23 protein-coding genes are annotated in these 25,351 nt (G+C 48.2%); 9 read left to right on the top strand and 14 right to left on the bottom strand.

All coding sequences use genetic code 11. The annotated features are described in order from the left end of the window. The first annotated feature begins 3 nt into the window (after positions 1 to 3). From MHM93_RS13595 to MHM93_RS13605, 3 genes are all read left to right on the top strand, one after another. Positions 4 to 1,791: an alkaline phosphatase gene (locus MHM93_RS13595; RefSeq protein WP_239449440.1), complete on the top strand. Its 1,788-nt coding sequence runs from the start codon at positions 4 to 6 to the stop codon at positions 1,789 to 1,791. 56 nt (positions 1,792 to 1,847) lie between these two features. Then, a complete protein-coding gene (locus MHM93_RS13600) occupies positions 1,848 to 2,594 on the top strand; it encodes a hypothetical protein (protein WP_239449441.1) in 747 nt (248 codons plus the stop codon). Positions 2,595 to 2,676: 82 nt separating this feature from the next. Then, a complete protein-coding gene (locus MHM93_RS13605; protein ID WP_138510084.1) occupies positions 2,677 to 3,399 on the top strand; it encodes a transporter substrate-binding domain-containing protein in 723 nt (240 codons plus the stop codon). Positions 3,400 to 3,405: 6 nt separating this feature from the next. On the opposite strand, the gene MHM93_RS13610 is transcribed toward MHM93_RS13605, so the two are convergent. From MHM93_RS13610 to MHM93_RS13665, 12 genes are all read right to left on the bottom strand, one after another. Then, positions 3,406 to 6,045 (bottom strand): ExeM/NucH family extracellular endonuclease, encoded by a 2,640-nt coding sequence (locus MHM93_RS13610; protein WP_239449442.1) that lies wholly within the window; start codon positions 6,043 to 6,045, stop codon positions 3,406 to 3,408. A gap of 128 nt (positions 6,046 to 6,173) precedes the next feature. After that, positions 6,174 to 7,184, bottom strand: a complete 1,011-nt coding sequence (gene hemB, locus MHM93_RS13615; RefSeq protein WP_239449443.1) for a porphobilinogen synthase — start codon at positions 7,182 to 7,184, stop codon at positions 6,174 to 6,176. A 9-nt stretch (positions 7,185 to 7,193) separates the two neighbouring features. Beyond that, positions 7,194 to 8,981, bottom strand: a complete 1,788-nt coding sequence (locus tag MHM93_RS13620) for a sensor domain-containing diguanylate cyclase (RefSeq protein ID WP_239449444.1) — start codon at positions 8,979 to 8,981, stop codon at positions 7,194 to 7,196. Positions 8,982 to 8,983: 2 nt separating this feature from the next. After that, positions 8,984 to 9,757, bottom strand: a complete 774-nt coding sequence (locus MHM93_RS13625; protein WP_239449445.1) for a TatD family hydrolase — start codon at positions 9,755 to 9,757, stop codon at positions 8,984 to 8,986. Between the two features lie 9 nt (positions 9,758 to 9,766). Then, complete coding sequence (locus tag MHM93_RS13630) at positions 9,767 to 10,318, bottom strand: hypothetical protein (RefSeq protein WP_239449446.1); 552 nt, start codon at positions 10,316 to 10,318, stop codon at positions 9,767 to 9,769. Next, positions 10,315 to 11,055, bottom strand: coding sequence for a twin-arginine translocase subunit TatC (gene tatC / locus MHM93_RS13635; protein ID WP_022943903.1), 741 nt, complete (start codon positions 11,053 to 11,055; stop codon positions 10,315 to 10,317). The genes MHM93_RS13630 and tatC overlap by 4 nt, the downstream gene beginning before the upstream one ends. Further along, a complete protein-coding gene (tatB, locus tag MHM93_RS13640; protein ID WP_022943904.1) occupies positions 11,048 to 11,368 on the bottom strand; it encodes a Sec-independent protein translocase protein TatB in 321 nt (106 codons plus the stop codon). Before tatB ends, tatC begins: the two co-directional genes overlap by 8 nt. A gap of 6 nt (positions 11,369 to 11,374) precedes the next feature. Then, positions 11,375 to 11,614, bottom strand: a complete 240-nt coding sequence (gene tatA / locus MHM93_RS13645; RefSeq protein WP_239449447.1) for a Sec-independent protein translocase subunit TatA — start codon at positions 11,612 to 11,614, stop codon at positions 11,375 to 11,377. A gap of 70 nt (positions 11,615 to 11,684) precedes the next feature. Then, positions 11,685 to 13,283: a ubiquinone biosynthesis regulatory protein kinase UbiB gene (gene ubiB / locus MHM93_RS13650; RefSeq protein ID WP_053911687.1), complete on the bottom strand. Its 1,599-nt coding sequence runs from the start codon at positions 13,281 to 13,283 to the stop codon at positions 11,685 to 11,687. 11 nt (positions 13,284 to 13,294) lie between these two features. Further along, entirely contained in the window at positions 13,295 to 13,918 is a 624-nt protein-coding gene (locus tag MHM93_RS13655; protein ID WP_239449448.1) for an SCP2 sterol-binding domain-containing protein, read from the bottom strand. A 9-nt stretch (positions 13,919 to 13,927) separates the two neighbouring features. Beyond that, entirely contained in the window at positions 13,928 to 14,683 is a 756-nt protein-coding gene (ubiE, locus tag MHM93_RS13660) for a bifunctional demethylmenaquinone methyltransferase/2-methoxy-6-polyprenyl-1,4-benzoquinol methylase UbiE (protein WP_022943908.1), read from the bottom strand. 90 nt (positions 14,684 to 14,773) lie between these two features. Further along, positions 14,774 to 15,724: a diguanylate cyclase gene (locus MHM93_RS13665; protein ID WP_239449449.1), complete on the bottom strand. Its 951-nt coding sequence runs from the start codon at positions 15,722 to 15,724 to the stop codon at positions 14,774 to 14,776. 232 nt (positions 15,725 to 15,956) lie between these two features. Between MHM93_RS13665 and MHM93_RS13670 the strand changes: the two genes are divergently transcribed. From MHM93_RS13670 to MHM93_RS13690, 5 genes are all read left to right on the top strand, one after another. Beyond that, positions 15,957 to 17,744, top strand: a complete 1,788-nt coding sequence (locus MHM93_RS13670) for a DUF885 domain-containing protein (RefSeq protein WP_239449450.1) — start codon at positions 15,957 to 15,959, stop codon at positions 17,742 to 17,744. 45 nt (positions 17,745 to 17,789) lie between these two features. Then, on the top strand, positions 17,790 to 18,845 hold the full coding sequence (locus tag MHM93_RS13675) for a potassium channel family protein (RefSeq protein ID WP_138547900.1): 1,056 nt from the start codon (positions 17,790 to 17,792) through the stop codon (positions 18,843 to 18,845). 392 nt (positions 18,846 to 19,237) lie between these two features. Continuing rightward, complete coding sequence (locus MHM93_RS13680) at positions 19,238 to 19,606, top strand: RNA polymerase sigma factor (RefSeq protein ID WP_239449451.1); 369 nt, start codon at positions 19,238 to 19,240, stop codon at positions 19,604 to 19,606. 15 nt (positions 19,607 to 19,621) lie between these two features. Continuing rightward, positions 19,622 to 19,750 carry a sigma factor-like helix-turn-helix DNA-binding protein gene (locus MHM93_RS13685; protein ID WP_239449452.1) on the top strand — a complete coding sequence of 43 codons (129 nt, stop codon included), beginning with the start codon at positions 19,622 to 19,624 and terminating at the stop codon, positions 19,748 to 19,750. An 11-nt stretch (positions 19,751 to 19,761) separates the two neighbouring features. After that, complete coding sequence (locus MHM93_RS13690; RefSeq protein WP_239449453.1) at positions 19,762 to 20,142, top strand: DUF6768 family protein; 381 nt, start codon at positions 19,762 to 19,764, stop codon at positions 20,140 to 20,142. Between the two features lie 79 nt (positions 20,143 to 20,221). Here MHM93_RS13690 and MHM93_RS13695 read toward each other — a convergent pair whose 3' ends face one another. Both MHM93_RS13695 and speE read right to left on the bottom strand, forming a co-directional pair. After that, entirely contained in the window at positions 20,222 to 22,255 is a 2,034-nt protein-coding gene (locus tag MHM93_RS13695; protein ID WP_239449454.1) for a glycoside hydrolase family 97 protein, read from the bottom strand. A gap of 185 nt (positions 22,256 to 22,440) precedes the next feature. After that, entirely contained in the window at positions 22,441 to 23,301 is an 861-nt protein-coding gene (gene speE, locus MHM93_RS13700; protein ID WP_022943916.1) for a polyamine aminopropyltransferase, read from the bottom strand. A gap of 160 nt (positions 23,302 to 23,461) precedes the next feature. Here speE and speA point away from each other — a divergent pair, with 160 nt between their 5' ends. After that, positions 23,462 to 25,342, top strand: a complete 1,881-nt coding sequence (gene speA, locus MHM93_RS13705; protein WP_239449455.1) for a biosynthetic arginine decarboxylase — start codon at positions 23,462 to 23,464, stop codon at positions 25,340 to 25,342. Positions 25,343 to 25,351 lie beyond the last annotated feature (9 nt).

Raw genomic sequence — 25,351 nt, forward strand, 5'->3', positions numbered from 1 at the left:
ACAATGAACAAGCTAAATATTCTTTCTCTTGCCGTGGTTGCGGCACTGGCGGGTTGCTCTGACGATGATGGCGCACCGACTCTAACTGTTAACACCGACATAGCTGTGGGTGATAGTCAATGTATTAATGGTGGTGTCTACACTCAAGTGGGTGCCGATGACAATGGCAATGGCGAGCTTGATGGCGATGAAGTTGCAGCGCAAACGACCAATTGTAACCCGATTAAAACCACATTAGACGACGATGAACTGGCTAACCTAACGGGCAACGCTTGGTTTAGCGATGCTCAGGATAAAGTCGCGCAGGCACAACAACGTGCCGAGCAGCTAAGCAGCAGTAATCAAAAAGCGAAAAACGTGATTCTGTTCGTAGGTGATGGAATGGGCATCTCCACGGTCACAGCTGCACGTATTTTAGCTGGGCAACTACAAGGAAAAATGGGTGAGGAGCACCAGCTGAGCTTTGAAACCATGCCCTATTCTGGCTTTGCTAAAACCTATAATGTTGATGCGCAAACTCCTGACTCAGCTGGCACTATGACGGCTATGGCAACAGGCGTCAAAACCGATGTCGGTGTGATTGGCGTGGCTGAAGGGATTGCCCGTGGTGACTGTGAATCGGTGTCCGGCAATGAGTTAGTAACCGCCTTAGAGTTGGCAGAAATCGCAGGTAAATCAACAGGAATTGTGTCAACCGCGCGGATCACTCACGCCACACCGGCTGCCACCTATGCCAAGTCGGCCGACCGTAACTGGGAAGACATCTCCGATATGCCTGCTGATGCGGTCGCTGCTGGGTGCGAAGACATTGCCTCGCAATTAGTTAACTTTGAGCCTAATCTGGAAGCGCGATTCGACGTCGATATTGATGGTATTGAAGTGGTAATGGGCGGTGGTCGTCGTCACTTCCTGCCAAAAGATGCCGCATTTAATAGCAATGATGCGCAAAGCAGCACCGAGGGTGACCGCACCGATGGCCGTGACTTAACGGCGCAATGGCAAGCGGCTTACCCCAATGGCACCTATGTGATGGATCAAGCGGGCTTTGATGCTATCGATCCTGCCAGCACTGAGCGCATCTTTGCGCTATTTAACGAATCGCACATGCAGTATGAGCAAGATCGAAGCAATGATATCGCCGGTGAGCCGTCGCTGGCGGCGATGACGGAAAAAGCCATTGATGTTCTTGATAATAACGACGAGGGCTTCTTTCTGACTGTAGAGGCGGGCCGTATCGATCATGCTCACCATGCAGGAAATGCCTATAACGCACTCCACGACACGGTGGAGTTGGCCGAGGCGGTGCAAGCCGCGATGGAAAAGACCAACAAGGATGAGACCCTGATCATCGTAACCGCAGATCATAGCCATGTATTTACCATTGCTGGCTACCCTAAACGAGGTAACCCTATTTTAGGTAAAGTGGTTGCCGTTGGCAGCGACGAGCCTACCTTGGCAGCCGATGGCATGCCTTACACCACTTTGGGCTACACCAATGGCAACGGCTTTAAGAACCTTGGCGCACAGACCAACGCTGATGCTGGCTACAACGGTGAGATTGTCACTGGTCGTGTGGATTTGAGCACCATTGACACCACCACAGCGGGATTCCACCAAGAAGCGCTGGTGCCACTTAGCTCAGAAACTCATGCGGGTGAAGATGTGGGTGTGTATGCCCAGGGTCCTGGAGCCCACCTAGTGACCGGAACTAATGAGCAAAACTATATCTTCCACGTGATTAATCACGCTGCAGATTTAGTGAGTAAAGCAGAAGCCAAGCTAGGTAATTAATCACCTAAGGTCGAGGGCATAGGTTGCTATGTCCTCGGCCCTAAGTGGAGGATAAAATGATGAAGTATGTCAAATTAGCCACGTTGGCAGTCGCCATGTGTAGTGCCAGTGTGTATGCGCAACAGCAATGCCAAGCGAATGCGCAGGTGTTAAAAGCCAATTATATACAGCAGCAAGGCGTTCAAGAAGAGCAGCTATTTTCGCTTTGGCGGCTGCATGATCAGGTAGCGCATCAGGCCAACAGCCAGGGGGTCGTTGAGCTCTGGCAACGTCTATCTAATCAGCAAGTGCGGCCTATTCGTTATTTTGAGCATTACCAAAGAGGCATTGAGTACCAACCTGGTGAGCTAAAAGAAGGCGGGCAACCAGTCAGTTGGTCACAAAAATATCAGTTAGTGCACAGTGACCTACTTTCACAATCGCCATCACGTACGCAAGGTGAGGGCTGCGGCCAAGAGCAGCACTTCGAACGCCAGCAAAATGGTTATAAAGTGACGCTAGTATGGCTGCCAGCATTGCAGCTGGTCAAGCAGCTTGTGGTGGCACGTGAAGACGCTGATCATCAAGACAGGTGGCAACAAATAAGCAGACTCACGTTGCAAAGTTACCAGCTTAACCCGCAACAAGTGCAGCAACAATTTGCTCATTGGGACCGTTATCAAACTACGGACTATGCCGATGTGGGCGATAATGAACATGATCCATTTTTGGCGAAAATGATAAATCAGGGCTTTATTGAGCACGGTGCATCAGGGTTTTATCACAGTGATGGCCAAGCTATGTCAGGCGGCCACCACCATTGATCATGTAGATATCTAGGATAATTTGTCGCGACCAACCAAGCAGTGCCTATAATAAAATAATTTGTGGTGTGCTGGAGAGAGCATGAGTCGCGGCTGCCTATTTCTTGCCTTGTTGTTTCTGATTGCACCTTGCCAAGCCGAGCGCGTGGTTATTGCTGCTGAAGACGCATGGACTCCGTATGCCAATGCCGATGGTACGGGCATGGCGAATGATATAATCACGGCCGCTTTTGCAGCGGTAGACGTGTCAGTCGACTACCATATTTACCCTTATGCGCGGGTGCTGCATTACCTCGATACCGGTGCTTATGTGGCGGGGTTCAATGTGCCTATCGATGCTATCAGTAAAGAAAAGTACTTACTCGGTAGTACACCTCTTTATAAGGCTTATTCTGCGTATTATCACAATACCCAACGGGCTCTGAAAATTACTAATCGTGCGCAGTTTAATGGCGAGTTAGTAGGTGTTGTCAGAGGATATGGCTATGGCGACCAGTTTCTTGCTTTGGTGGCCGAACATAAAGTGGTGGCGGCGTATGCCAACTCCGATTTACCTAACATGCGAAGGCTGATGTTAGGGCGCTTAGACAGTGCACTTATTTTCATTAAATCAGCAAATTATCTACGTCGTACCCAAGGGATTAGCGATAATATTCAAGTGGCATTTATTAATGAGGGAACCGATATCTTTCTTGCTTTTTCTCCCCATCACCCAGATGGCGAGCGGCTGCAAAAGTTATTTGAACAGGGGCTAAAAAAGATAATCGAGAATGGCGCTCGTGACGCCATTCTCGCTCGGTATTAAACCCTATTAGTCGGCTTTAACCGCACGGTAGCGTAACGTGACATTCCCATAGGGCAGAGGGCCAAGAATACGGGCTTTCCACTTTCCAGCAGCAGGGTTATCAAAGTGACATTGCTCTGCAGTCCCCCAGTTACGTGAGGCACAATCGGCACGGAAAATAGACGGGCGACGTTGGTGGCTAACGTACAGATCAACTTGACCCCAGCCACCCACGAGCTCGATATCTAGCGTTTGGTAACCCTCTGGTAGGTCGATAGTAAAGTCGCGAGGCCAAAACCATCCACTAAGGCCAGTAAACTCTCCCACAAGCTCTTCGGGCTCAGATTGCTCGGCAGCAATGGTGACGATGACAGGGTCATGATCTGAGGCGCGGTATGCATGCTCGGCATACAAGCTGGCCTGCTGCGCCTGGGTTTTGTACTCTAAGTTGTAGTCTAACACCCGAGGCTCATCAGCATTAATATGCCAATCGGTAGCAGCGACCACTTTGTTCATAAGGCTGGGTGATGCCAAAGCGTGGTCTAAGCTGCCTAAGCGGCCTTGGAAGTTATATGAGTAACCCAACGTATTACCTTCCAGCGTAGGAATGACATTGGCAAATCCAGCGTCGGCAAAGGTTTGGATGGGGTCTTCCTGCGCATAAGCATTCATATCACCGACAATGATCACATCGTCATCAGCCACACTAGTGGGTTGGCTCGCCAACCATGAAGCGAACTGCTCGGCACCGGCTACGCGCGTTGCGTTATAGCAGGCTTGACCATCATTTTGGTCTTGATCGAGCCCTTCGGCACGGCTACAGCCACCTTTGGATTTTAAATGAGCGACAGCAACGGTTAACACTTCATCACTTTCAATATCACGGAAGCTCTGTGCGATCGCCGCGCGGTTACCATAGGATAAGGCGTCTTCATCATTGATGCTGGCTGTGCCAACTTCTTGTACGCGGTCGCTACGGTAAATGAGTGCGGTGGTAATGGCGTCGGTGCCAACTTCGGCTACGGCAAAATCAACGAAGGCATATTCGCCGTTATCGGTTGCATCGTTCAGTGCAGTGACTAACGAACTTAGAGCACTGAACTCGCCAAAGCCATCGTTTTCAATTTCCATTAAGCCAACAATGTCGGCATCCATGGCGGTGATGGCGGTAACGAGCTTTTGCTCTTGGCGAATAAACTCTTGCAAATCATCGGCGCCGCGAGAGGTTGGAAAGCCGCCTTGCTGGCCATCACCATTGAAGTAGTTTAAGACATTAAAGCTAGCGATTTTAATATCGCCCTGCTCATTGAGTACGGGTGCTTCAGTGCGAGGGTTGCTGGCAGTGAATTGTACAGCCGTGGTTGGATGTAAACGGTAGCGATCAAAACCATAACCTAGTACCCCAGTGAGGCCTTCTACACTATCGCCTAAGCGCACGGTATTGTAGGCGTCTAGCCCAGCTCCAGGATAAGGAATCACTTCAGGGTTTTGCTGTGTTGAGCCATCATCAAGTAATAACTGTTTTAGCTGGTTTTGCGCTTCTAGCGCATTGGCGGCATCACCTGGTAGCGCCACTTGGGTGCCTTGATATAAGCGCTCTGTTGCTAGGCCAAGCTCTCCATAGCGCGCCAAATTATAGCTATCTACTACGTACATTGGCTGGGCGACACTGATGAGCATGCCTTCATAGGCTTCAAGCTCATCGATATTGTCAACCGGTAGAGTGATTTCAGTGATATCGGCTTGTGCAGTACCACAACTCTTCAGCGCCGTCACATTCTTTAATTGTGTGGCGCCGTAGTATTCATCAACGGTGGCCTGAAGTCGTACACGGTCGCCGACATTAACGTCATCATCACTGTGATAAACAAAAATACCTTCAGAGGTGAGGGGGTCATTATCAGCGTTGAGTGATGCTAAGAAAAAGCCATTAAGGGCGTCACTTTGTTGGTAATCAGCACTGACCACCGCTTCGACAATAACTTGCTCGCCTTGCAGGGGACTGGCCATGCCTGGCCCTTGGATTTCGCTAATCGTAGTGGCTGGATCAGCACATGTGAGCTCCGGGGTTGGCTCTGGATCAGGGTCGGGGTCGACTGGGCCGGAACCTCCTTGGTAGGTGCCCAGATCACTGAAATCGTCTTGCTCGTAGCCAATAAAGAAGTCGCTAGGGATATAGGCGGTGTCTAGGGCGGTGCGAGCACCGGTGCCATCAATACGGCGCAGGGTGTTATTTTGCGTAGAGGTAAGCCCTTCACCCCATTGCGAGCCAGGATCGAGGCCAACCTGACCAAGGCTATCAATGACGTCACCCTGTTTACGAAGCACAATGGCATCATCGCCGTTGAACCAACCACCGCCTGCAATTTGATCAGCGACTGCTAGAATTGCAGCATCTGCTGATTCATGTGCGGCAACAAAAACGCCTTCAGCTGCCAGTGAGCCTGAGAGATCGAGAGTATAACCAGCCGTAGTGCTGCCGTTAAAGTAAAACTCAATACTATACTGGCTTAAATCGACTGACTCTGAATTGGGGTTATACAGCTCGATGGCTTTATTATTGCTACTGCCTTCGACATATTCTGATATTAAGATATCTGCTTGAGCGCTGAGCGATGCCAACGAGGCCGCCACCGCTAGAGCGATAGGTGTGACTGTGTTTTTCATTAGATAGCTTCCCGTGTATTGTTATTTATCCCTAAAGGGGGACATATTATGCCCCCAATAAGTTACACGAAAATTTCAAGTTGTTAACTTGTTAGCGCTTTTTATCAGAAAAAAGTTGGGTGTTAAGCTTAAGATTCGTTAAGCCACTGCGCCGCGCGTTTAGCAAAATAAGTGAGAATACCGTCAGCTCCTGCACGTTTGAAGGCAAGCAAAGACTCCATGACTATGGCTCTTTCTTCTAACCAGCCGTTTTCAATAGCAGCCATGTGCATGGCGTATTCACCACTGACTTGATAGGCGAAGGTGGGCACGGAAAACTCATCTTTAACGCGTCGAACAATATCTAAGTAGGGCATGCCTGGTTTCACCATGACCATATCAGCGCCTTCTTGTAAGTCCAGCGCGACTTCTCTTAGGGCCTCATTGGAGTTTCCAGGATTCATTTGGTAGGTCTTTTTATCAGCCCCTTTGAGGTTACCCGCTGAGCCGACCGCATCGCGAAATGGGCCATAATAGCTTGACGCATACTTGGCAGAATAAGCCATAATTTGGGTATTGATCAGGCCTTGCTCTTCTAGCGCCTCACGAATAGCGCCGATACGACCATCCATCATATCTGAGGGGGCAACGACATCGGCACCCGCTTGGGCGTGTGACAGCGCTTGTTTCACCAACACCTCGGTGGTGATGTCATTGATAACATAGCCTTGCTCGTCAATGATGCCGTCCTGACCATGCACGGTGAAGGGGTCCAAGGCAACATCGGTGATCACCCCGAGCTCAGGCAGTTCGCTCTTCAAAGCGCGCACCGTGCGTTGTGCTAACCCCTCTGGATTATAGGCTTCTTCGGCATGCAGAGATTTCTTTTCATTGGGTGTGACTGGAAATAGGGCAATAGCGGGCACACCTAAAGCGACCAACTCTTTAGCTTCTTCAATCAATAAGTCGATAGACAAGCGCTCAACGCCAGGCATAGATTCAACCTGTTCGCGGCGGTTTTTGCCTTCCAAGACAAACACTGGATAAATTAAGTCATTAACGCTGAGCTCATGCTCTTGAGTTAAGCGTCTAGAGAAGTCATTTTTACGTAAACGACGCATACGCGTATAAGGAAACAGATCGAGTCCTGATTGGGCCATAATGCTCTCCTAAGGCAAAGATTGTGAGCTAATTACTTGATTACGACCATGCGCTTTAGCATGGTATAGCGCCTCATCCGCCATATGGGTGATGTTGCCAGCGTGAGCGGTGGTTTTCCCGTAAGCGGTATGCACGCCAATACTAACAGTTAATGAAAATTGGTGCTCTGAGAATTCAACCTGTTGTTGACCTACCTCAGTGCATACTTCTTCGCCCAGCTTGAGGGCGCCTTCGTGCGTGGTATTGGGTAAAATAACGGCAAACTCTTCACCGCCGTAGCGGCACACATGGTCAAATGGCCGGCGCAAACAGGCTTTGATAGTGTGTGACACCAATTTAATAGCTGCATCGCCGGCGGGATGACCATAGCTATCGTTGACCTTTTTAAAGTGATCTATGTCTATCATTAGCAGGCTCAACGGAGCGTCATCCCGTTGTGAGCGCCGTAACTCATGCTCTAAACGTTTATCGAAAAAGCGGCGATTTTTGACACCCGTTAATGGGTCCTCGTTATTAATGCGCTCTAGCTCAGTATTCTTTTCTTCTAATTCCCGCAGGGTAATTTGTAGCTCTATAGTGCGCTCTTCTACTTTATTTTCTAGTTCTTCTTTAGTTTGTTCCTCTAGTGCCAGCTGCTGAGCCAGTAATTGGTCTCGCGTTTGCTGCTCCGCCAGTGCTTGTTGCTGTGCGCGCATGCGTTCACTATGCTGGCTTAATAAATTGCGAATAACTACAAAACAGACAAGCAAGGCACTGCTCGCTGGAGGCAAGAAAAGCCACCAACTGGTTTTGTTAACCGGCAATGCGAAACCAAAATAGTTGAAACAAAAATAGCCCATAAGCGCGAGTAACATTAGACTGGCAATACTGAGTACCCATAACTGTTGTTGTTGCTTGCGATACCCCTGCCAAGCACTATAGACCGCGCCGAATAAACAAAATAAGGTACTCGCAACAACCACGATCGGGTCGGCAATAGCGGCAGGTAATAGGTTTGGAAGTAGGCCGATAACCACAGTAATGAGCATGACTGTAACCACTATTTTACGTTTGACTGGCGCTATCAGTGTTTGATTCAAGGCAACTAAGAGGCTTGGTGCAGCCATCAGTAGTAGGGGCAGTACTGTCGTTTGTAGCCAAGGTGTATCGGGGTGCAAATAGCGATAGCCATAGCCAAACACGTAAATACCTATCAGTGCCAAAGCACTAATGTATGCCGTGGCCAATAAGAAGCGGGCTTGTCGTGACAGAATAAAAAAGAATAAAGTGGTCAATATCAGCGTTGCAGCGAGGCCCATCACCGCCCCGAATAAGCTATTGAAGCTGCTTTTGTACTCAAAGTAGCTTTTTAGAGTATGCACCTTAACCGGCAGTCTAAAGCCGTCACTGGCGATCACCTCGATGTAGACCCAGTGCTCCCCGGGGCTACGGGTATCAATATAAAAGGACAGTGATTCATCTTTAAAAAGTCTACCTGCAGTATCAACTTGACTACCTATAGTGTGCGTGTTGATTAGCTTATTATCACGTAAATGAAACGCTTTGAGGCTGTCTATTAATGGGTTATCAATGGCAATAATATACACGCTGGGTGGGTGTTGGTGAGAGCTTAAATTCACCCGCAGCCAGCCATAACGCACTTTGTTGCCCAAGTTGATAAACGGCTTATTAAGGGGTTGCCAATGGGGTGAATTTTGCGCTGTTGCTAAGGAGCCTACTTCGGTATTGATACTCATGCTTGAGGCGAGCGCTGAGCACGACCACAGCAGCATCATCGCCCAAGCAAGCACACGCATAACTAACGCAGCTCCACATTAAACAATTGGCTAAAGTTTTGTTTGGTCTGCGCGATGATCTCTGCCTCAGTGCATGCGTAGCGTTGAGCTAAGTGGGTGACTACATAGCCAAGGTGATGGGGTTCACAGCGCCGTGACTTTGGTTTTGGCCGTATTGTCCGAGGCAAGAGGTAAGGAGCGTCAGTCTCAACTAGTAATCGCTCCCTAGGAATATGCGCCAAGGCTTCATTGAGCGCTTGCGAGCGACGTTCATCACATACCCAGCCTGTGATGCCTAAATATAGGCCCAACTCAAGATAGTGCTGAGCCTGTTCAGCATTGCCGGTAAAGCAGTGCACAATTCCATGCGGTTGATACTCTTGCAGCAGTGCTAGCATATCCGCACTGGCATCACGTTCATGTAAATATACGGGCAGCGCTAATTCATTTGCCAAAGCTAGCTGGCGAGCAAAAATCTCGCGCTGTACAGGTCGCGGTGAGAAGTCGCGGTTGTAGTCGAGGCCGCACTCACCAATAGCCAGTACTTCACTTTGACTGGCTAGCTGGGTGATAACTTGCTCGAACTCGGCGCTTGCATCTTTTGCATTGTGGGGATGGATACCGGCGGTGCAAAACAACTGATGGCGACGTGCCAGCTCAACTGCATGCTGGCTATCGCGCTCGTCACAACCAATCACTACCATATTGGTGATACCTGCGTCGCGCGCACGAGCAACCACAGCGTCAGTATCTGCTGCAAATTGGCTGCTTGTGAGGTTGACTCCGATATCTATCATGGCAGCGACTTAATCAACGCGTTTAACACGGATAGACTTATTTGCACCTTGCTTTTTCAGTAGGAAAGAGTTGAACATGCCACGGCTAATAATCACTGTATCATTGCTATTCAAACGAAAATGTTCGGTGCCAATTTGGCGCCATTTTTGGCCGTTGTCGAGAGTCAGAATTAGCTCGCCATAAGGGGCTTCATCAACTTGGCTTACACGCGCGCGAAGCTCGTTATTATCGTCTTTTTGTTCTTTTTCTTTTTTATGCTCTAGGCCAAAGTCTGCTTTATTGGCTTTGCTATGTTTTGCTGGCGCACCAGCAACACTTGCGGCTTGCGCTTTTTTATTACTTTGCGGTGCCGCGTTGGTGTTTTTCACTTCGCCTTTAGGCATGGCATCAATAGGTTTGCCGGCCATGATGTTGTCGTAGCACAGCAGGCGACGAAAATCATTTTCAATAAAGCTACAGGCCTTTAGCGCTTGAATATTCACGCCGTCATTGGCTATGGCTGCGGGAGAAAGTGTTGCCACCCAAGCGGTGAGCACGGCTGATACTAAATATTTTTTCATTGTTTTTCTTCCTGTGGTGATTTAGCGCTATAAAAGGCGGCCAAAATCAGGCCGAGCTCAAATAATAACAGCATCGGTAAGGCGAGCAAGGTCTGTGATAACACATCGGGGGGCGTTAGAAACATCGCGACCACAAAAGCCCCAACCACGATATAAGGGCGCTTTTGCTTTAAACTCGCGGTGGTCGTTGCCCCACTCCAACAGAGCAGCATGATGGCTACCGGGATCTCAAAGGCAATACCAAAAGCGAAAAATAGCTTTAATGCAAACCCTAAATAGCTACTGATGTCTGGCGTAAGCGTCATAACCTCAGGGCCAATACCGGTAAAGAAGCTGAGTACGATGGGTAGGACAACGAAGTAACAAAAAGCGATACCACCATAAAAAAGTAAGACGCTTGAAAGCAAGATAGGGATCAGCATGCGCTTTTCGTGTTGATACAGTCCCGGCGCGATAAAAGACCATACTTGATGCAAGATAAAGGGGATGGCAGCAAATATGGCAACAAAAAGTGTAAGCTTAAAAGGCGTAAAAAACGGTGCGGTAACATCGGTGGCGATCATCTGGCTGTTTGCTGGCAAATGTGCAAGCAGAGGCGCTGCAACAAAGGCGTAAATGTCGTTGGCAAAATACACGAGCGCAACAAACACCAACAATACGCAAAGCAATGAGCGCATCAAGCGATTACGTAATTCGACCAAGTGGGCAATAAAGCCGCTCTGTTGGGGTTCACTCATCTTTGTTACTGCTGTCTTTTTTTGGTGCGTTGTCATAACTGCGAGTGACTGATTGCGCCGCTTTATGCAGCTCTGCCACCGAGTCTTTTACATCGTCAGGAAGGTTTTCCATATTTTGCTGCTCAGCCTTTTTAAGATTCTGATGTAGCTCATGTACACGCAGTTCCTCGTTGACCTGTGCAGAAATATTGTTGGCCATGCCTTTGGCTGTTTTTACCCAGCGGCTTACCGTTCGAATGGCCACAGGTAAGCGTTCGGGTCCAAGTACAATAAGACCCACAACGAACACCACCAATAATTCCCACATGCCCATGGGTGGCTACACCTTATCTTTGTCTTTTTGACTTGAGTTTTCTTCAGCCTGTTGTTTCGATTCAGAAATTTTAGCGTCATCTGATTTAGCATCGGGCTTATTATCGTCATCCGAGACCGCTTTTTTAAAGCCTTTTACTGCATTACCCAAATCACCGCCTATATTACGCAGCTTTTTAGTGCCAAAAAGTAGCACGATAATCGCTAATATAATCAGTAACTGCCAAATACTAATACCACCAATCATAACCGTCTCCGAAATGTCCTACTAAACTGTGGCGAAGTATACCGCGCACAGCAGTGTTGTCATAGTGTTGTTAACCTTTACGCCAAGCAGCAAACAGCGCTGCAAATCCGGCGACGGCACTGACTGCTGAAAATACAGGATGTTGCGCAAGCGCGACTAAACAAGCAACGATCAGTCCTGTGCAGCCAGCTAACGCTAAAATAATCGCTTTGTGATTGGTTGCTGGTGGCGCAGGAGGATGCTGTTGACGCCTCAAATTATGGTAGATCAGATCCGGTAGCTCAGGAAACTTCTCTGCCCAAAATGGTAAGTTGGCGTACATTTGTTTGGCGACCGCCCAAGGCCCTACTTGCTGTTTAACCCAGTCTTCTAAGAAGGGTTTGGCGGTTTTCCACAGATCTAGCTGAGGGTAAAGCTGTCGCCCTAATCCTTCGACATAAAGCAGTGTTTTTTGCAGTAGTACGAGCTGTGGCTGCACTTCCATATTAAAACGTCGAGCGGTATTGAATAAATTAACCAATACATGACCAAACGAAATTTCCGCTAGCGGCTTGTTAAAAATGGGCTCGCAAACGGTGCGAATAGCGAATTCAAACTCTTCAATACTGGTATCGGCAGGGACCCAGCCAGAATCCACATGCAGCTCAGCAACCTTACGATAATCACGATTGAAAAAGGCGATAAAGTTTTCCGCTAAATAGCGTTTATCTTCTTTATTTAAGGTACCAACAATGCCACAGTCGATGCCGATGTATTGCGGGTTATGAGGGTTATCAAAGGAAACAAAAATATTGCCAGGGTGCATATCCGCATGGAAGAAGCTATCGCGAAAAACTTGCGTAAAAAAGACCTCAACGCCACGTTCTGCCAATAACTTCATATTGGTACCTTGCTTTAATAAGGCATCGGTGTCGGATACGGGAATGCCATATATACGTTCCATAACCAGCACATTGGTGCGGCTAAAATCGCTATACACAAAGGGGATATAAAGTGATTCCGAGTCTTCAAAATTACGTCGTAGCTGAATCGCATTGGCGCCTTCGCGCATCAGGTCGAGTTCATCGAGAAGGGTTTTCTTATACTCCTTAACAACCTCCACCGGACGTAAACGGCGGCCTTCTTTAAGCAGTTTGGCGACAACTCGGGCGCATTGCTGCATCAGCGCTAAATCGGCATCTATTTGCTTTTTGATGTTAGGACGAATGACTTTAACGACCACATCTTGGTGGTCACCGTCGTTGTCAATGAGAGTGGCCGTATGCACCTGCGCAATTGATGCGGAAGCCAAGGGAGTCACATCAAACTCACTGAACACGTCGCTGATATCATTAACTTCCAGTGCTTGCTCGATAATGGCTTTGGCCTGATCACCTGCAAAAGGAGGAACTTGGTCTTGTAGCAGAGCCAGCTCACTGGCGATTTCCGGTGGTAGCAAGTCGCGACGGGTAGAGAGCATTTGCCCAAACTTAATCCACACCGGCCCTAATGTTTGTAGCGCTAAACGTAAACGCACGCCTGCGGGTTTATCCTTATGGCGATTACGTAACCAAAAAATACTGCGTCGAGCCAATTTGGCAAACCAAGGAAGCTTCTGCTGTGGCAGCAGTTCATCGATGCCATACTGCAATAAGGTTTTAGTGATGAAATACAGTCTTGCCGCAGACAAAGGGCACCTCTTTACTGTGTTTGCTGAACGTGCGTCAACAACGCATCTATACGTTGTTCAAGATGCTGGACGTCGGATTTTAGCTGGCGACTCTGGCGCGTGAATTGTTCTAATTCTAGCGGGTGAATACTCACTTTAAGCTCATCCTGCAAGAGCGTGGGCACGATATGGTCGAGTTTAGTGAGGCTCTGCTGAGCTTGCGCTTTACCTTTACTGAGAGTTTGCCATAGCAACTGTGCTGGAGCATCACCGATATATTTAGACCAGTGCTCGGGCCAATCAATATCCAAATCATTAAAGGCTTGGCTGTAGGCTTGGGCCAGATGAATATCGCCTTCAAGGTCGAGCTTATCTTGGCGGATAAGCTGGGTGAGCAAAGAGGGATCCTTTAGCTTCATTAATGTATCAGTATCAGCGCTAATAAAGCATTGGTGTTGCTCGGGTGCTTCCTTATGGGCTTGCAGCATTAGCCCTGCATCACCATAGTGAACACTTACATACTGCTGCCAGTCACGAATGTGCAGTACCAGCACTTGAGTGTTTATCTGTTGCAGCCTTTGCTGCAACTGCGGATCAAGCAGTATCAGTCGGTTAGCCAGCTTTTCAGCGCCGGCTACAGCAAAGTGAGAGAGCATATTTGCCTCTTAAAATTTAAAGCCACGGTGGAGGGCAACAATGCCCCCGGTCATATTTTGATAACTGGTTTGCTCAAAGCCCACTTCTTTCATCATGGCTTCCAAGGTGTCTTGGTCCGGGTGCATACGGATTGATTCTGCTAGATACTTGTATGACTCACTGTCATTGAGTACCGCTTTACCGACCTGCGGTAAAATGTTGAATGAGTACATATCATACAGCTTAGTAAGCACTTCATGTTCAGGCTTGGAAAACTCGAGAATCAGTAATCGTCCACCGGGTTTTAATACGCGAAACATCGAAGCGAGGGCCTTGCTCTGATCAGTCACATTACGTAAACCAAACGCAATGGTGATCACATCTATGCTGTTATCGGGAAATGGCAGCGCTTCGGCGTTCATTTGTACATATTCAATGTTGCTGACTAGGCCTCGGTCGCGCAGTTTATCGCGACCCACTTTAAGCATCGAGTCATTGATGTCGCCGAGAATCACCTTACCAGTCTCTCCCACTAGTTGGCTAAACTTAGCGGTTAAATCGCCCGTACCACCGGCCAAATCTAGTATGGTCTGCCCTTTGCGAGCTCCTGAACTGGCAATCGTAACCCGTTTCCACAAGCGGTGGATGCCAAAAGAGAGCAAGTCATTCATTAAATCGTATTTGGCAGCAACAGAGTGGAAGACATCGGCTACGTGGTTAACTTTGTCGCTTGTAGCAACCGTTTTATAGCCAAAGTGGGTGGTTTTTTGCTCAGCTTCTTTCATCTAATTTAAGCCCAGAGGGAGAGTTTGTCATAGTGTACTTGAGGCCCTGTAACAGCTCAAGGATTAAGCCGTTTTTAGCAAGCGCAGAAGCTAATGAGTGGATGAGACGAGGGCGCTAAAGTTAGGTTCTTGCTGGCGATGTATGGTTTGGCATTGAAACGCCACACCAGGGAGCTGTTTACCACTGCGTGAACTTACAAAGCGAAGCTTACTGATACCGGCTTGTACTTTTTCGGCAATGAGGTCCACGGTTTGTGCCTCGACGTCGGCCATCATAATGGTAAATTGCTCATTTTGGGTGCGCCCGCAAAAACCACTTTCTTTGACATATTTGTCTATTTTGGTGGCCACTTTTTCGAGCATTAAATTACCAATGCTGTCGCCGTAGTCATGACAAAACTGTTGATAGTTTTCGACATCAATACGGATCAAAGAGATTTGATGTTGCTTCTTGGCCCAATATTGAAATTTTTTATCGAGATAATGACGGTGATAAAGGCCGGTGAGTGGGTCTAGGTGGTGTTTGTCTTTAAGGCGTTTTAGTTGCGATTTAGTACTAAGGTATTGCTGCTTTATTTGCTCCAGTAGTTGCTTAAACTTTTGCATTTGCCCTTTTAACACTAGGGTATGCTCGGCTAACTTACGCAGCTGGTGTCGGCTTTTATCAACATCATGTTCATCTAAAGCGCGAGCACAACGATCAATTTCGAGGTGGTAATGGTCGATGTGTTTTTGATTGCTTTTGCTATTGCGCTCTAGATTACCTATCAATTCGCTAATACGTTCAACCATAGCGGTCTGCTTTTGATGATCCGGTGTGAGATGTTGTATATACAACTCTTCCATTAACACTGAGTCAATGGTGCGGCCTTCGGTTACAGCAGCTTGTAAGGCCTCACTCAGTGCACTTTCGCCTTCACTCACATGCTGGTACAGCACATGGTAATTTAAAGGTGTTGGCGGCAGCGCATGCAGTTCGAGCAAATGACAGACTTGGGTCATTTTCTCTTGCGCGTTGGCCATGGAGTCATGGAACATCATAATCACAATCACCAGGTTGAAATGGAGGTGCAGCCAATCCTAGCTTGCTTATACATCCCTTGGCGGTATTAAAAAGCAAATTGTTCTCTTTTGGAATACTCTGGTTACATAATTGCGACCAAGCGCCCACTTTATGCGCAGAACCGACATTTGGACGCTGGTCGCAAGCGGTTGGCTCGCGCGCTGTGGTAGGCTAGAGTATGGCGAAATGCACAATCAATGAGAATAAAGCATGAACCTAGGAACACATATTAAGCAACTGGCATTGGCCTGTGCGATTCCCCTTGCTTTGGGTGGCTGCGCAAGCTCAGCACACAAGACCAATACCAATAACCAGTTCACCACATTGGCTGAGCAGGTTGTCAGTTATCGAGAAAGCGTAAACCCCTATAAGCAAGAGGTTGACGGGTATTTGCTCCCCAATTTATCGCCTGAATTCTTAGAGCAGCAATACCAAGATAAAACAGCATTATTGAATAAGCTTAAAGCTATCGATAAAAGCACGCTCAGTGAAGAGAATCAGATGAATCTGCAAATTTTGACTGCGCAGGTGCAAAACAGTGTCGATGAGTATGTGTTCAATGCGCACTATATGCCCCTTACCTCCGAATATGGTTTTCACTCATCCTTGTCATTTATGGTGCAGCGTGGAGATTACAGTTCTGCTCAAGGGTTTGAAACCTACTTAGCGCGCCTGCGCCAAGTGCCTCGGTTCTTTGAGCAAAACATCTATTGGATGAAAAAAGGGCTCGAAACAGGGTTAACGCAACCTAAAGCCGTGCTTGCCGGCTACGAGGAGTCGATAAGCGCGTACTTGGTCGATGATGTCACCGAGTCTGCATTTTATGCCCCTTTCAAGCGTAACACCGCAGGGGTGAGTGATGAGGCCTTTGCTGAGCTGCAAGCGCAAGCTAAGCGCGTTATCGGTGAACAGGTATTGCCAGCATACCAAGGCTATTACGATTTCTTTACGCAAACCTATCAGCCCGGAGCACGTGAATCGATAGGGATTTCTAAAGTGCCAAATGGCAAAGCTTATTATGCTAACCGAGCGCGTCATTACACCACCACGCAGATGACTGCGAAAGAAATTCATGAACTCGGTCTGCAAGAAGTGGCTCGTATTCGCGGCGAAATGCAGGCGATTATTGATGATTTAGGGTTCGAAGGCAGTTTTGCTGAGTTTATTGAGTTCTTACGTACCGACCCTCAATTTTACGCCAAGACACCGGAAGAGCTATTGAAAGAAGCTTCATTCATCGCCAAAAAAATGGATGCGCAGCTGCCTAAACTATTCAAGCAGTTACCACGCAAACCGTACGGTGTCGCGCCGGTGCCAGCGAGTATTGCGCCAAAATACACCACAGGTCGTTATGTGGGGGCAAGCAAAGATGATGAGCCTGGTTATTACTGGGTTAATACCTATGCACTGGATAAACGGCCATTATATGTTTTAGAAGCTTTGACCCTACATGAAGCCGTACCGGGTCACCATCTACAAATTGCCCTCAATGCTGAGCTTGATTACCTACCTAGCTATCGACGCGACGCCTATCTATCGGCCTTTGGCGAAGGTTGGGGGCTGTACAGTGAGTATTTAGGCTTAGAAGCGGGCTTCTATCAAGATCCATACAGTAATTTTGGCCGCCTCACTTATGAAATGTGGCGTGCGGCGCGTTTAGTGGTCGACACAGGCATGCACATGTTCGGTTGGAGCCGTGATAAAGCGCTGAACTTTATGCGTGATAATACCGCGTTGTCGCTGCATAATGTGAAAACCGAGACTGATCGCTATATCTCATGGCCGGCTCAGGCGCTGTCATACAAAATTGGTGAGCTCACCATTAAACGCCTGCGCGCTAAAGCGGAAAACGCTTTAGGTCATGATTTTGACGTGCGCGAGTTCCACTACCAGGTCTTGCGCCATGGCTCAATTCCTCTTAATGTACTGGAACAACAAATAGATAACTATATCGACGAGGCACTTGCTAACAACCAAAACGGTGCCAAAGCGAAGTAAGGGAAGGGCGCCACTGCGCCCATAAGTATACTAATAAGGCGAGCTATGCCGATTATTTTAAAGCGTGTGCTACTGACGATACGCAATCATATTGACCAACTTAGTTGGCAGGTTGTGGTATTTGTTACCTTGGCACATATGGCACTCACTTGGGTGCTATTGTCAATTGCTGGGGAGCATGCGCTTACCTCTGCGAATACCTTTTTTTATTATTATGTCGTGACTACCTCAACGGTGGGTTACGGCGACTTTAGTCCGACTACAGAGATGGGCCGCTTATTGGTGGCTTTGGTTCAGATCCCCTTCGGCTTGGCCTTGTTCGGCATGTTGCTGGGTAAAGCAGGGCAGTCCATCACACATTTAATAAGGCGCGCTATGACAGGTGAAAAAGACGTGACTCATTTTGCTAATCACATCATTATTTTTGGTTGGCACCCAGTGCGCACCAGAAAAATGGTGCGCTATATTCTTGCTGATGAAAAGCGGGTAAAGCGTGAAATTGTACTCGCGGTAACCGATGATATGGAGCATCCGTTTTTCTCCGAGCCCGATGTCAGCTTTGTTAAGCTCAGTAGTTACACCGATGAAGAGCAACTTAAACGCGTAGGCATTGCCACAGCAGATAAAATAATTGTTGAGGGAGCCGATGATAACCAAAGCTTCACTACGGCGCTAAAAATTAGCAAGCTGGTGAAGGAAAGTGCCCATATTTGCGCTTATTTTGACGATGAAAGTAAGGCACAAATGCTAGGTGAACATTGTGCTAATGTGGAGTGTAGCTCTAACCGCACAGCGGAAGTCTTAGTGCGCTCTATGGAGGACCCAGGGGCGAGTCGGGTGCAACAGGAAATTATGTCTAGCCTGCATGGGGATACCCATTTTTCTATGATGATCCCCAACGATGTCGGCCAGTTTACCTACAACGATATTTTTACGGTATTCAAACACCAATACGACGCCACTATTTTAGGGATTGCTCATAATCGCAGCGCCTTAGATATGGATTTAAATCCGCCGTTGGATTATGCCATCCAAGGTGGCGATATCATTCACTACATTGCCCCTGAGCGGGTGTTGGCATCCGAGGTTAAATGGCCTTAACGATTGCTTGTACTCATAGCCGCTCTCGCTGTTGTACAAGTAAATAGCTGCCTGCGGGCCCGGCCCCATGGGCTCGCGGTTGACGCTCATTCCCCTAATGCGCTGAGCTGTATCGCTTGCTGTGAGAAGGGATGTATTTTCATCGCAGTGATAAAGCTCAAAGCAACTCGTACTTTCGCTAAGGACAGTGACGTCCACGGAGGCGGATATTAGCCCTGCACCTCATGCTTTGTTGGCTGAGTCGGCCGGCATGGCTGATGTACGTGCTCCCTCTTGGTTTTTGCGCTACACGTTCATATGGGCGATAGCGGCAATCAAGCATTATTTATTTTCAATATACGTGAACCCTTGTAAGTCATAGCGCGTCTTGCCAATAAACACCTGGAAAGGCTATGAAACAATCTTATACGGCATTGCTGGTCTTGGCAGCGCAGGGCGGTGATAAGCAGGCGTTTAACCAATTATGCGAGCTACACTATCAAGGGAGCTATCGTTTTGCTTACAAGCTGTGTCAATCTCCCCAAGATGCTGGCGATATTACTCAGGAAGTATGGAGTAAGGTAGCCAAAGATATACGTTCGTTGCTGGAGCCCGGAGCATTTAAAGCTTGGTTATTTCGTGCTATTTACCGGCGCTTTATTGATGTAACACGGCGTCAGCACAAAGAGCAGTGTATAGCTGCAGCACCGTTGGTGGCGGCGCAACCTATAAGTTTGGAGCAAAGCTTAGATATGTTGAGTCTGATAGCCAGACTGCCTTAGGGGGAGCGTCATACAGTGTATTTGTTTTACCTTGAAGAGCTAGCCATTAGCGACATTGCAGTGGTGTTGGATATTCCTCAAGGCACAGTGAAGTCACGCTTGCACAAGGCCAGAAAAAGATTAAGCCAATGGGCACAGCAATAGGAGAGAGCGTTATGAGTGTTGAGCAACAAATTAAAGCGAGTTTACACAGTGAGCAAGCGCAGTTAGATCAGATTTTATCTTGTGAACAGGGCTTATTTAATCGCCTTGGGCACATCTATAGTGGCTCTATGCGCCGCTGGGTTTGGCTTTCGACGTTGCTTGCTCTACTCGCGACGGCGGCTTTTATTTATGCTGGTTACCGATTCTACATGGCCACCGTTATCAACGAGCAGGTATTTTGGGGAGTGTGGTTTATCGCTGGGCTGTTGGTGCAAATAGCCATCAAATTGTGGCTATTTATGGAAATGAACCGCACTTCAATATTACGTGAAATAAAGCGCAGCGAGTTAAACTTGCAGAGCGCGGGCGCGGCGTCGCGACAATCAAGCTAATCATTATGCATGCGTCGGCAGGGCATGTGTGAACGGTTCAGGTAATACAGGCCGACCGGGCGTCGGCCTGTGAATGCAGTTAGTCTAGTGCTTTAAAGCGAATGGCGGTGCCGCCGCTTGGCGCCAAGCGCAGGGTTAAGCTATCTTGGCTGCTCACGTTTTCGGTGTGAATGTCCATGCTGTAGGGGTTGTTTACCCACTCAGCATCTTCACCATCGGCATATATTTGCGCTTCAAAACGCTTTCCTGGCTCGAGGAAGTCAAGTTTAATGGTGATGTCTCGAGCTTGCTCATCGGTGATAGCACCGAGGTACCAATCCTTGCCAGAGTAGTTATCGCGTTGACGCTCTTTACGAGCAAAAGCCACATATTCACCCATTTCGCCAGCAATGGCTTGGCTCTTTTCCCAGTCGGTGGGTACATCTTGAATAAATTGAAACGCTGCTGGTTTGGCGAGATAGTTACGTGGCAAATCGGCGGCCATTTGAATCGGGCTGTATAACACCACATACAGTGCTAACTGCTTTGCCAGCGTTGTTTGCGGGCGATTAGTGTCAGCCCCTAAGCCGTTGAAACCCATGTCGAAAATGCCCGGCGTAAAATCCATAGGTCCGGCGAGCATACGCGTATAAGCCAGCATCGGCGTGTGCGCGGGCGGGTTGGGCGGCGTTCCCCAGGCATTAAACTCTTGGCCTCGGGCTCCTTCGCGAGTGATCCAGTTTGGGTAGGTACGGCGCAAGCCGGTTGCTTTAATTGGCTCATGGGTATTGATACTGAGCTGATACTTGGCGGCAAGTTTAATATTGTGGAGATATTCATTGACCATAAATTGGCCGTCATGCCACTCATAGCGAGCAATGCCTTGCTCATCAAGGCGCTTAATATTGCCACCATCGGCAACATAACCGGTTTTGATCTGGCTAACACCATGGCGCTGATAGAGGGCGAAGGCGGCGTCCATTTGCTGGCGATAGTTACTAACATTGCCGGAGGTTTCATGGTGACCAATCAATTTTACGCCACGCTTTTCGCCGTGTTTGGCAATGGCCTCAATGTCAAAATCATCGTAGCTCTCAGTGAAGCTAAATAAGTCACCGTTATAGAACCAATCACCATCCCAGCCTTGGTTCCAGCCCTCAACCAACACTCCGTCAAAGCCATACTCACTGGCGAAGTCCATATATTTGCGGGTGTTTTCGGTGGTGGCTCCGTGCTTGTCGCCACTGCCCCAGGTGTTTTCATTGATGTGCATGCCCCACCAAATACCAACATATTTACCGGGTTTAACCCAAGACACATCACCTAGTTTATTGGGCTCATTGAGGTTTAAAATCAGGTGTGAGTTGAGTAGTCCAGTGGCTTTATCAGCAATTTGGATGGTCCGCCAAGGAGTGGTGAAACCATTTTTTGTTTTCACCGCGATGCCATCGGACCAGGGAGTTAAATCGGCCTTGAACGTGCCTGGTCGGCGTTGGTTCAAAGTCATGCCCGCGTAGTCGACCAGTGCTGCCTCGTGAATACTGAGGTGAATACCGTTTTGCATTTTTACGGTGAAGGGGGTGTGTACATGGGCGGCTTCAGCAGTGTTAGTGCGGTTGTAAACGTATTCATAGCGATTCCAGCCTCGAGCTGGGATCCACAGCGCTTCATTGTCTTGGCCAGCAAGGGCAAATTCGGTGAGCTCATCGGTAATACGGTAATCGGGGCGCTCTTTACCGGTAAGCTCATAGCGAAATCCAAGGCCGTCATTAAACACTTTTACGCGCACGGTATAAGACTGCTCAGCTGCTTCTGGGTCGCTAAAAGTAACCGCCAACTCATTATGGTTATCGCGAATTAAACGTTGCTCACCCCAGGGTTGTTGCCAGGTGGTGTCGGCACTGTGGCGTTCGCTGTGGCTAATAGTTAAGTCATCGCTTAGCGGGGCGGCATGGGCAAAATAAAAACCCAGTTTAGATGGGTTAATCACCGCTTTGCCAGCGTAACTCACATGATAATGTGGCGCCCCTTCGTCGCTTAATGTAAGCGTGATTTTGCCATCGGGAGAGCTAACATCGACTGTTTTTGCCAACGCCAAAGGTGAGGCCAGTAGTAAGGGAAGTAATAATCGCATCAACCTATCCTGCTTGTTATACCCGAGGCTAAAGCGATGGCTGTTACGTGTGCTGGCAAACGCAGGCCTACAGGTACTTGTATTGGAAGCATTAAGAGTAAGGGGGTTAGCGATGAAATACACGACTCTGCATACGTATTCACATATTACATAGCGAGAGTCAGGGCGAATAGTCGCCCATCCGATTAGCCTTGCTGATTGAAGGCCTTAGTCATAAAAGGTGGCTCCGCGAGCGCACCTTGGTGTACGCCCGGCGTGTAATATAAGGTGTTGAGGGCGTCAGGGTCACAGGCTCTAAAGCCGTCAAAACCCAGGCCTTTGCGTGCTAAGGTGACTGACCACAGCCCCGATGGGTAAATCGGCTGTGGAAAAGGCAAGGTTTGCAACGCGCCAAAACCAACCTGCTTGATGGCCGCTCGCATTTCCAGCAGCAATGGCATATGCATAAGCGGGCTTTCACTTTGTTGTACCAACACACCGCCAGGACGTAATGCTGCGAGGCAACTTTGATAAAAAGCATGATTAAACAAGCCTTCGCCGGGGCCTACAGGGTCAGTGCCATCGACAATAATGACATCAATCGACTCGGCTTGCGCATCGCGCATGTATTTGATGCCATCATCAAAGAGCAAGGTGGCACGGGGGTCATCATTGGCACTGCACAACTCAGGGAAATATTTCAGCGACATCTCAGTGACAACTTGATCAATGTCGATTTGCGTGACAGTTTCAACACTGTCGTGTTTTAGCACTTCGCGCAGGGTTCCGCAGTCGCCACCGCCGATAATCACTACGTTTTTTGGGTTCGGGTGGCTAAATAGCGCTGGGTGGGCGATCATTTCATGATAAAAGAAGTTTTCTCGACTACTGACCATAGTGCAGCCGTCGATCACCATCAGGTTACCAAAATCGGTGGTTTCATACATTGCCACGTGTTGAAACGGAGACTGTTGCTGTTCAAGCAACTTATTAATACGCAGTGAGAATGCGCTACCGTCACGGTCGCTTACCTCGGTAAACCAGTGGTTTTTATCTAAACTTGTCATGTGCTCAATAATCGCCAGTAAAGTGGAGGGACAATTTTGCCAGTGAGCGTCATAATGCTCAATGAAATTTTAGCCCAATCCGTACGATTTTCTATTCGCTAGGAACACTTTAAGGTATTACACTAGCGGCAAATTCACAGGTCAATATTGAGAGTGCTTTATGCAATGGGGTTACCAGGCTGCTCAGGCCGTATATAACGTAAGTCACTGGAGCGACGGTTACTTTGATATTAATCCGCAGGGCGAGCTCGTGGCGTATCCCGATGGCGATCATAGTCGCCCAGGTTTGCCTTTAAATAAGCTGGTGGAAAGCTTTAAAGAGCAAGGTCTGACGTTACCGGTATTAGTGCGCTTCACCGATATTCTGCAGCACCGAGCCTCACGGCTTATTGGTGCCTTTGCTAGGGCGAATGAGGCGAAGCAGTATCAAGGCGGCTATACCTGTGTTTACCCAATTAAAGTGAATCAACAGCGCTCGGTGGTGCATAAGTTATTGGCCCATGATAGCAACCAAGTCGGTTTAGAGGCGGGCTCCAAGCCGGAGTTAATGGCGATATTGGGACTGGCACAAAAAAATATCACCATAGTGTGTAACGGCTATAAAGATAGTGAGTTTTTGCGTCTCGCATTAATTGGTCAAGCCATGGGCCACAAGGTTAATATTGTTATCGAAAAGCTCTCTGAATTGGATGCCTTACTCAAAGAAATGGCGGCCATGAACCTAGAAGCAGCAATAGGTATACGTATTCGCCTCAACTCTGTGGGTAAGGGCAAGTGGCAAAATACCGGCGGCGAAAAAGGCAAGTTTGGCCTGACCGCTTCGCAGGTACTGCAAGCGGTCGAACTGCTGCGCCAGCAAAGCAAGTTACATTTGTTGGAACTCGTGCATTTTCATATTGGCTCACAGGTTGCCAATATTCGCGACATTCAACGCGCACTCAAAGAGTGTGCTCGCCACTACGCGCAACTATCGCAAATGGGTGTGCCGCTAAAAACCGTTGATGTCGGCGGTGGTCTAGGTGTGGACTACGAAGGTTCGGGGTCGCGCAGCAGCTGCTCTATGAACTACACCGTGGAAGAATACGCGCGCAATGTGGTGGCCGCATTTAGTGAGGTAAGCGACAGCCATGATTTAGCACATCCACATATCATTACCGAGTCAGGACGAGCACTGACGGCTCATCATGCCGTGCTGATTACCGATGTGGTGGATGTCGAGCGCATCCCAAATAACGATGTAGCCATCGACCAGTACCAAAATTTGCCTTCTGTAGTGATAGAAATGCAGCACACCTGTGAAGCGGTGAGCAGTCGTATGGCGTTGGAGAGCTATCACGATGCCATGCATTTATTTAGTGAGGCTCACAGCCAGTATGTTCATGGCATGTTGGGCATTATGCAGTGGTCGTTGGTGGAGCAGCTTTATTTCCGCACCTTACATAAGGTACGTGATTGTTTGCGGGATTCGGTGCGTGCCCATCGCGAGGTATTGGACGACCTTAACGAAAAGCTCGCTGATAAACTATTTGTGAATTTCTCGCTGTTTCAATCCTTGCCTGACGTGTGGGGTATTGGCCAATTATTCCCGGTACTACCTATAGAAAACTTAGATAAGCCATTGGAACAGCGTGTGATTATCCAAGACATCACTTGTGATTCCGATGGTCAAATTCGCGATTATGTTGACGGGGCGGGGATTGAAACGAGCCTGCCGATACCGCGTTATGAATTCGGCCAACAGTATCATGTCGCTATGTTTATGGTGGGTGCGTATCAAGAGATTCTTGGCGATCTCCATAACCTTTTCGGTGATACCGACTCGGTGCATGTGCACAGTGATAATGGCGAGTTTAAATTAAGTCATAAACTCAAGGGCGACAGTGTTCAGGACGTATTAAAATTTGTGCATTACGATAGCGATGACTTAGCAGCAGTCTATCACCAGCGTATCAACGCGCTTGATATCGATAGTGATATCAAAAAGGCGTATATTGAACAGCTACAACAAGGTTTGAGCGGATACACCTATTTCGAAGATTAACTTTGTTGT

The sequence above is a fragment of the Pseudoalteromonas sp. MM17-2 genome (assembly GCF_022347945.1).
Classification (GTDB): domain Bacteria; phylum Pseudomonadota; class Gammaproteobacteria; order Enterobacterales; family Alteromonadaceae; genus Pseudoalteromonas; species Pseudoalteromonas ruthenica.

Bases quoted from the DNA above. Each gene is read 5' to 3' on its own strand.
- MHM93_RS13595 (WP_239449440.1), top strand. From the start codon at position 4: ATGAACAAGCTAAATATTCTTTCTCTTGCCGTGGTTGCGGCACTGGCG.
- MHM93_RS13600 (WP_239449441.1), top strand. From the start codon at position 1,848: ATGATGAAGTATGTCAAATTAGCCACGTTGGCAGTCGCCATGTGTAGT.
- MHM93_RS13605 (WP_138510084.1), top strand. From the start codon at position 2,677: ATGAGTCGCGGCTGCCTATTTCTTGCCTTGTTGTTTCTGATTGCACCT.
- MHM93_RS13610 (WP_239449442.1), bottom strand. From the start codon at position 6,045: ATGAAAAACACAGTCACACCTATCGCTCTAGCGGTGGCGGCCTCGTTG.
- hemB (WP_239449443.1), bottom strand. From the start codon at position 7,184: ATGGCCCAATCAGGACTCGATCTGTTTCCTTATACGCGTATGCGTCGT.
- MHM93_RS13620 (WP_239449444.1), bottom strand. From the start codon at position 8,981: ATGCGTGTGCTTGCTTGGGCGATGATGCTGCTGTGGTCGTGCTCAGCG.
- MHM93_RS13625 (WP_239449445.1), bottom strand. From the start codon at position 9,757: ATGATAGATATCGGAGTCAACCTCACAAGCAGCCAATTTGCAGCAGAT.
- MHM93_RS13630 (WP_239449446.1), bottom strand. From the start codon at position 10,318: ATGAAAAAATATTTAGTATCAGCCGTGCTCACCGCTTGGGTGGCAACA.
- tatC (WP_022943903.1), bottom strand. From the start codon at position 11,055: ATGAGTGAACCCCAACAGAGCGGCTTTATTGCCCACTTGGTCGAATTA.
- tatB (WP_022943904.1), bottom strand. From the start codon at position 11,368: ATGGGCATGTGGGAATTATTGGTGGTGTTCGTTGTGGGTCTTATTGTA.
- tatA (WP_239449447.1), bottom strand. From the start codon at position 11,614: ATGATTGGTGGTATTAGTATTTGGCAGTTACTGATTATATTAGCGATT.
- MHM93_RS13655 (WP_239449448.1), bottom strand. From the start codon at position 13,918: ATGCTCTCTCACTTTGCTGTAGCCGGCGCTGAAAAGCTGGCTAACCGA.
- ubiE (WP_022943908.1), bottom strand. From the start codon at position 14,683: ATGAAAGAAGCTGAGCAAAAAACCACCCACTTTGGCTATAAAACGGTT.
- MHM93_RS13665 (WP_239449449.1), bottom strand. From the start codon at position 15,724: ATGATGTTCCATGACTCCATGGCCAACGCGCAAGAGAAAATGACCCAA.
- MHM93_RS13670 (WP_239449450.1), top strand. From the start codon at position 15,957: ATGAACCTAGGAACACATATTAAGCAACTGGCATTGGCCTGTGCGATT.
- MHM93_RS13675 (WP_138547900.1), top strand. From the start codon at position 17,790: ATGCCGATTATTTTAAAGCGTGTGCTACTGACGATACGCAATCATATT.
- MHM93_RS13680 (WP_239449451.1), top strand. From the start codon at position 19,238: ATGAAACAATCTTATACGGCATTGCTGGTCTTGGCAGCGCAGGGCGGT.
- MHM93_RS13690 (WP_239449453.1), top strand. From the start codon at position 19,762: ATGAGTGTTGAGCAACAAATTAAAGCGAGTTTACACAGTGAGCAAGCG.
- MHM93_RS13695 (WP_239449454.1), bottom strand. From the start codon at position 22,255: ATGCGATTATTACTTCCCTTACTACTGGCCTCACCTTTGGCGTTGGCA.
- speE (WP_022943916.1), bottom strand. From the start codon at position 23,301: ATGACAAGTTTAGATAAAAACCACTGGTTTACCGAGGTAAGCGACCGT.
- speA (WP_239449455.1), top strand. From the start codon at position 23,462: ATGCAATGGGGTTACCAGGCTGCTCAGGCCGTATATAACGTAAGTCAC.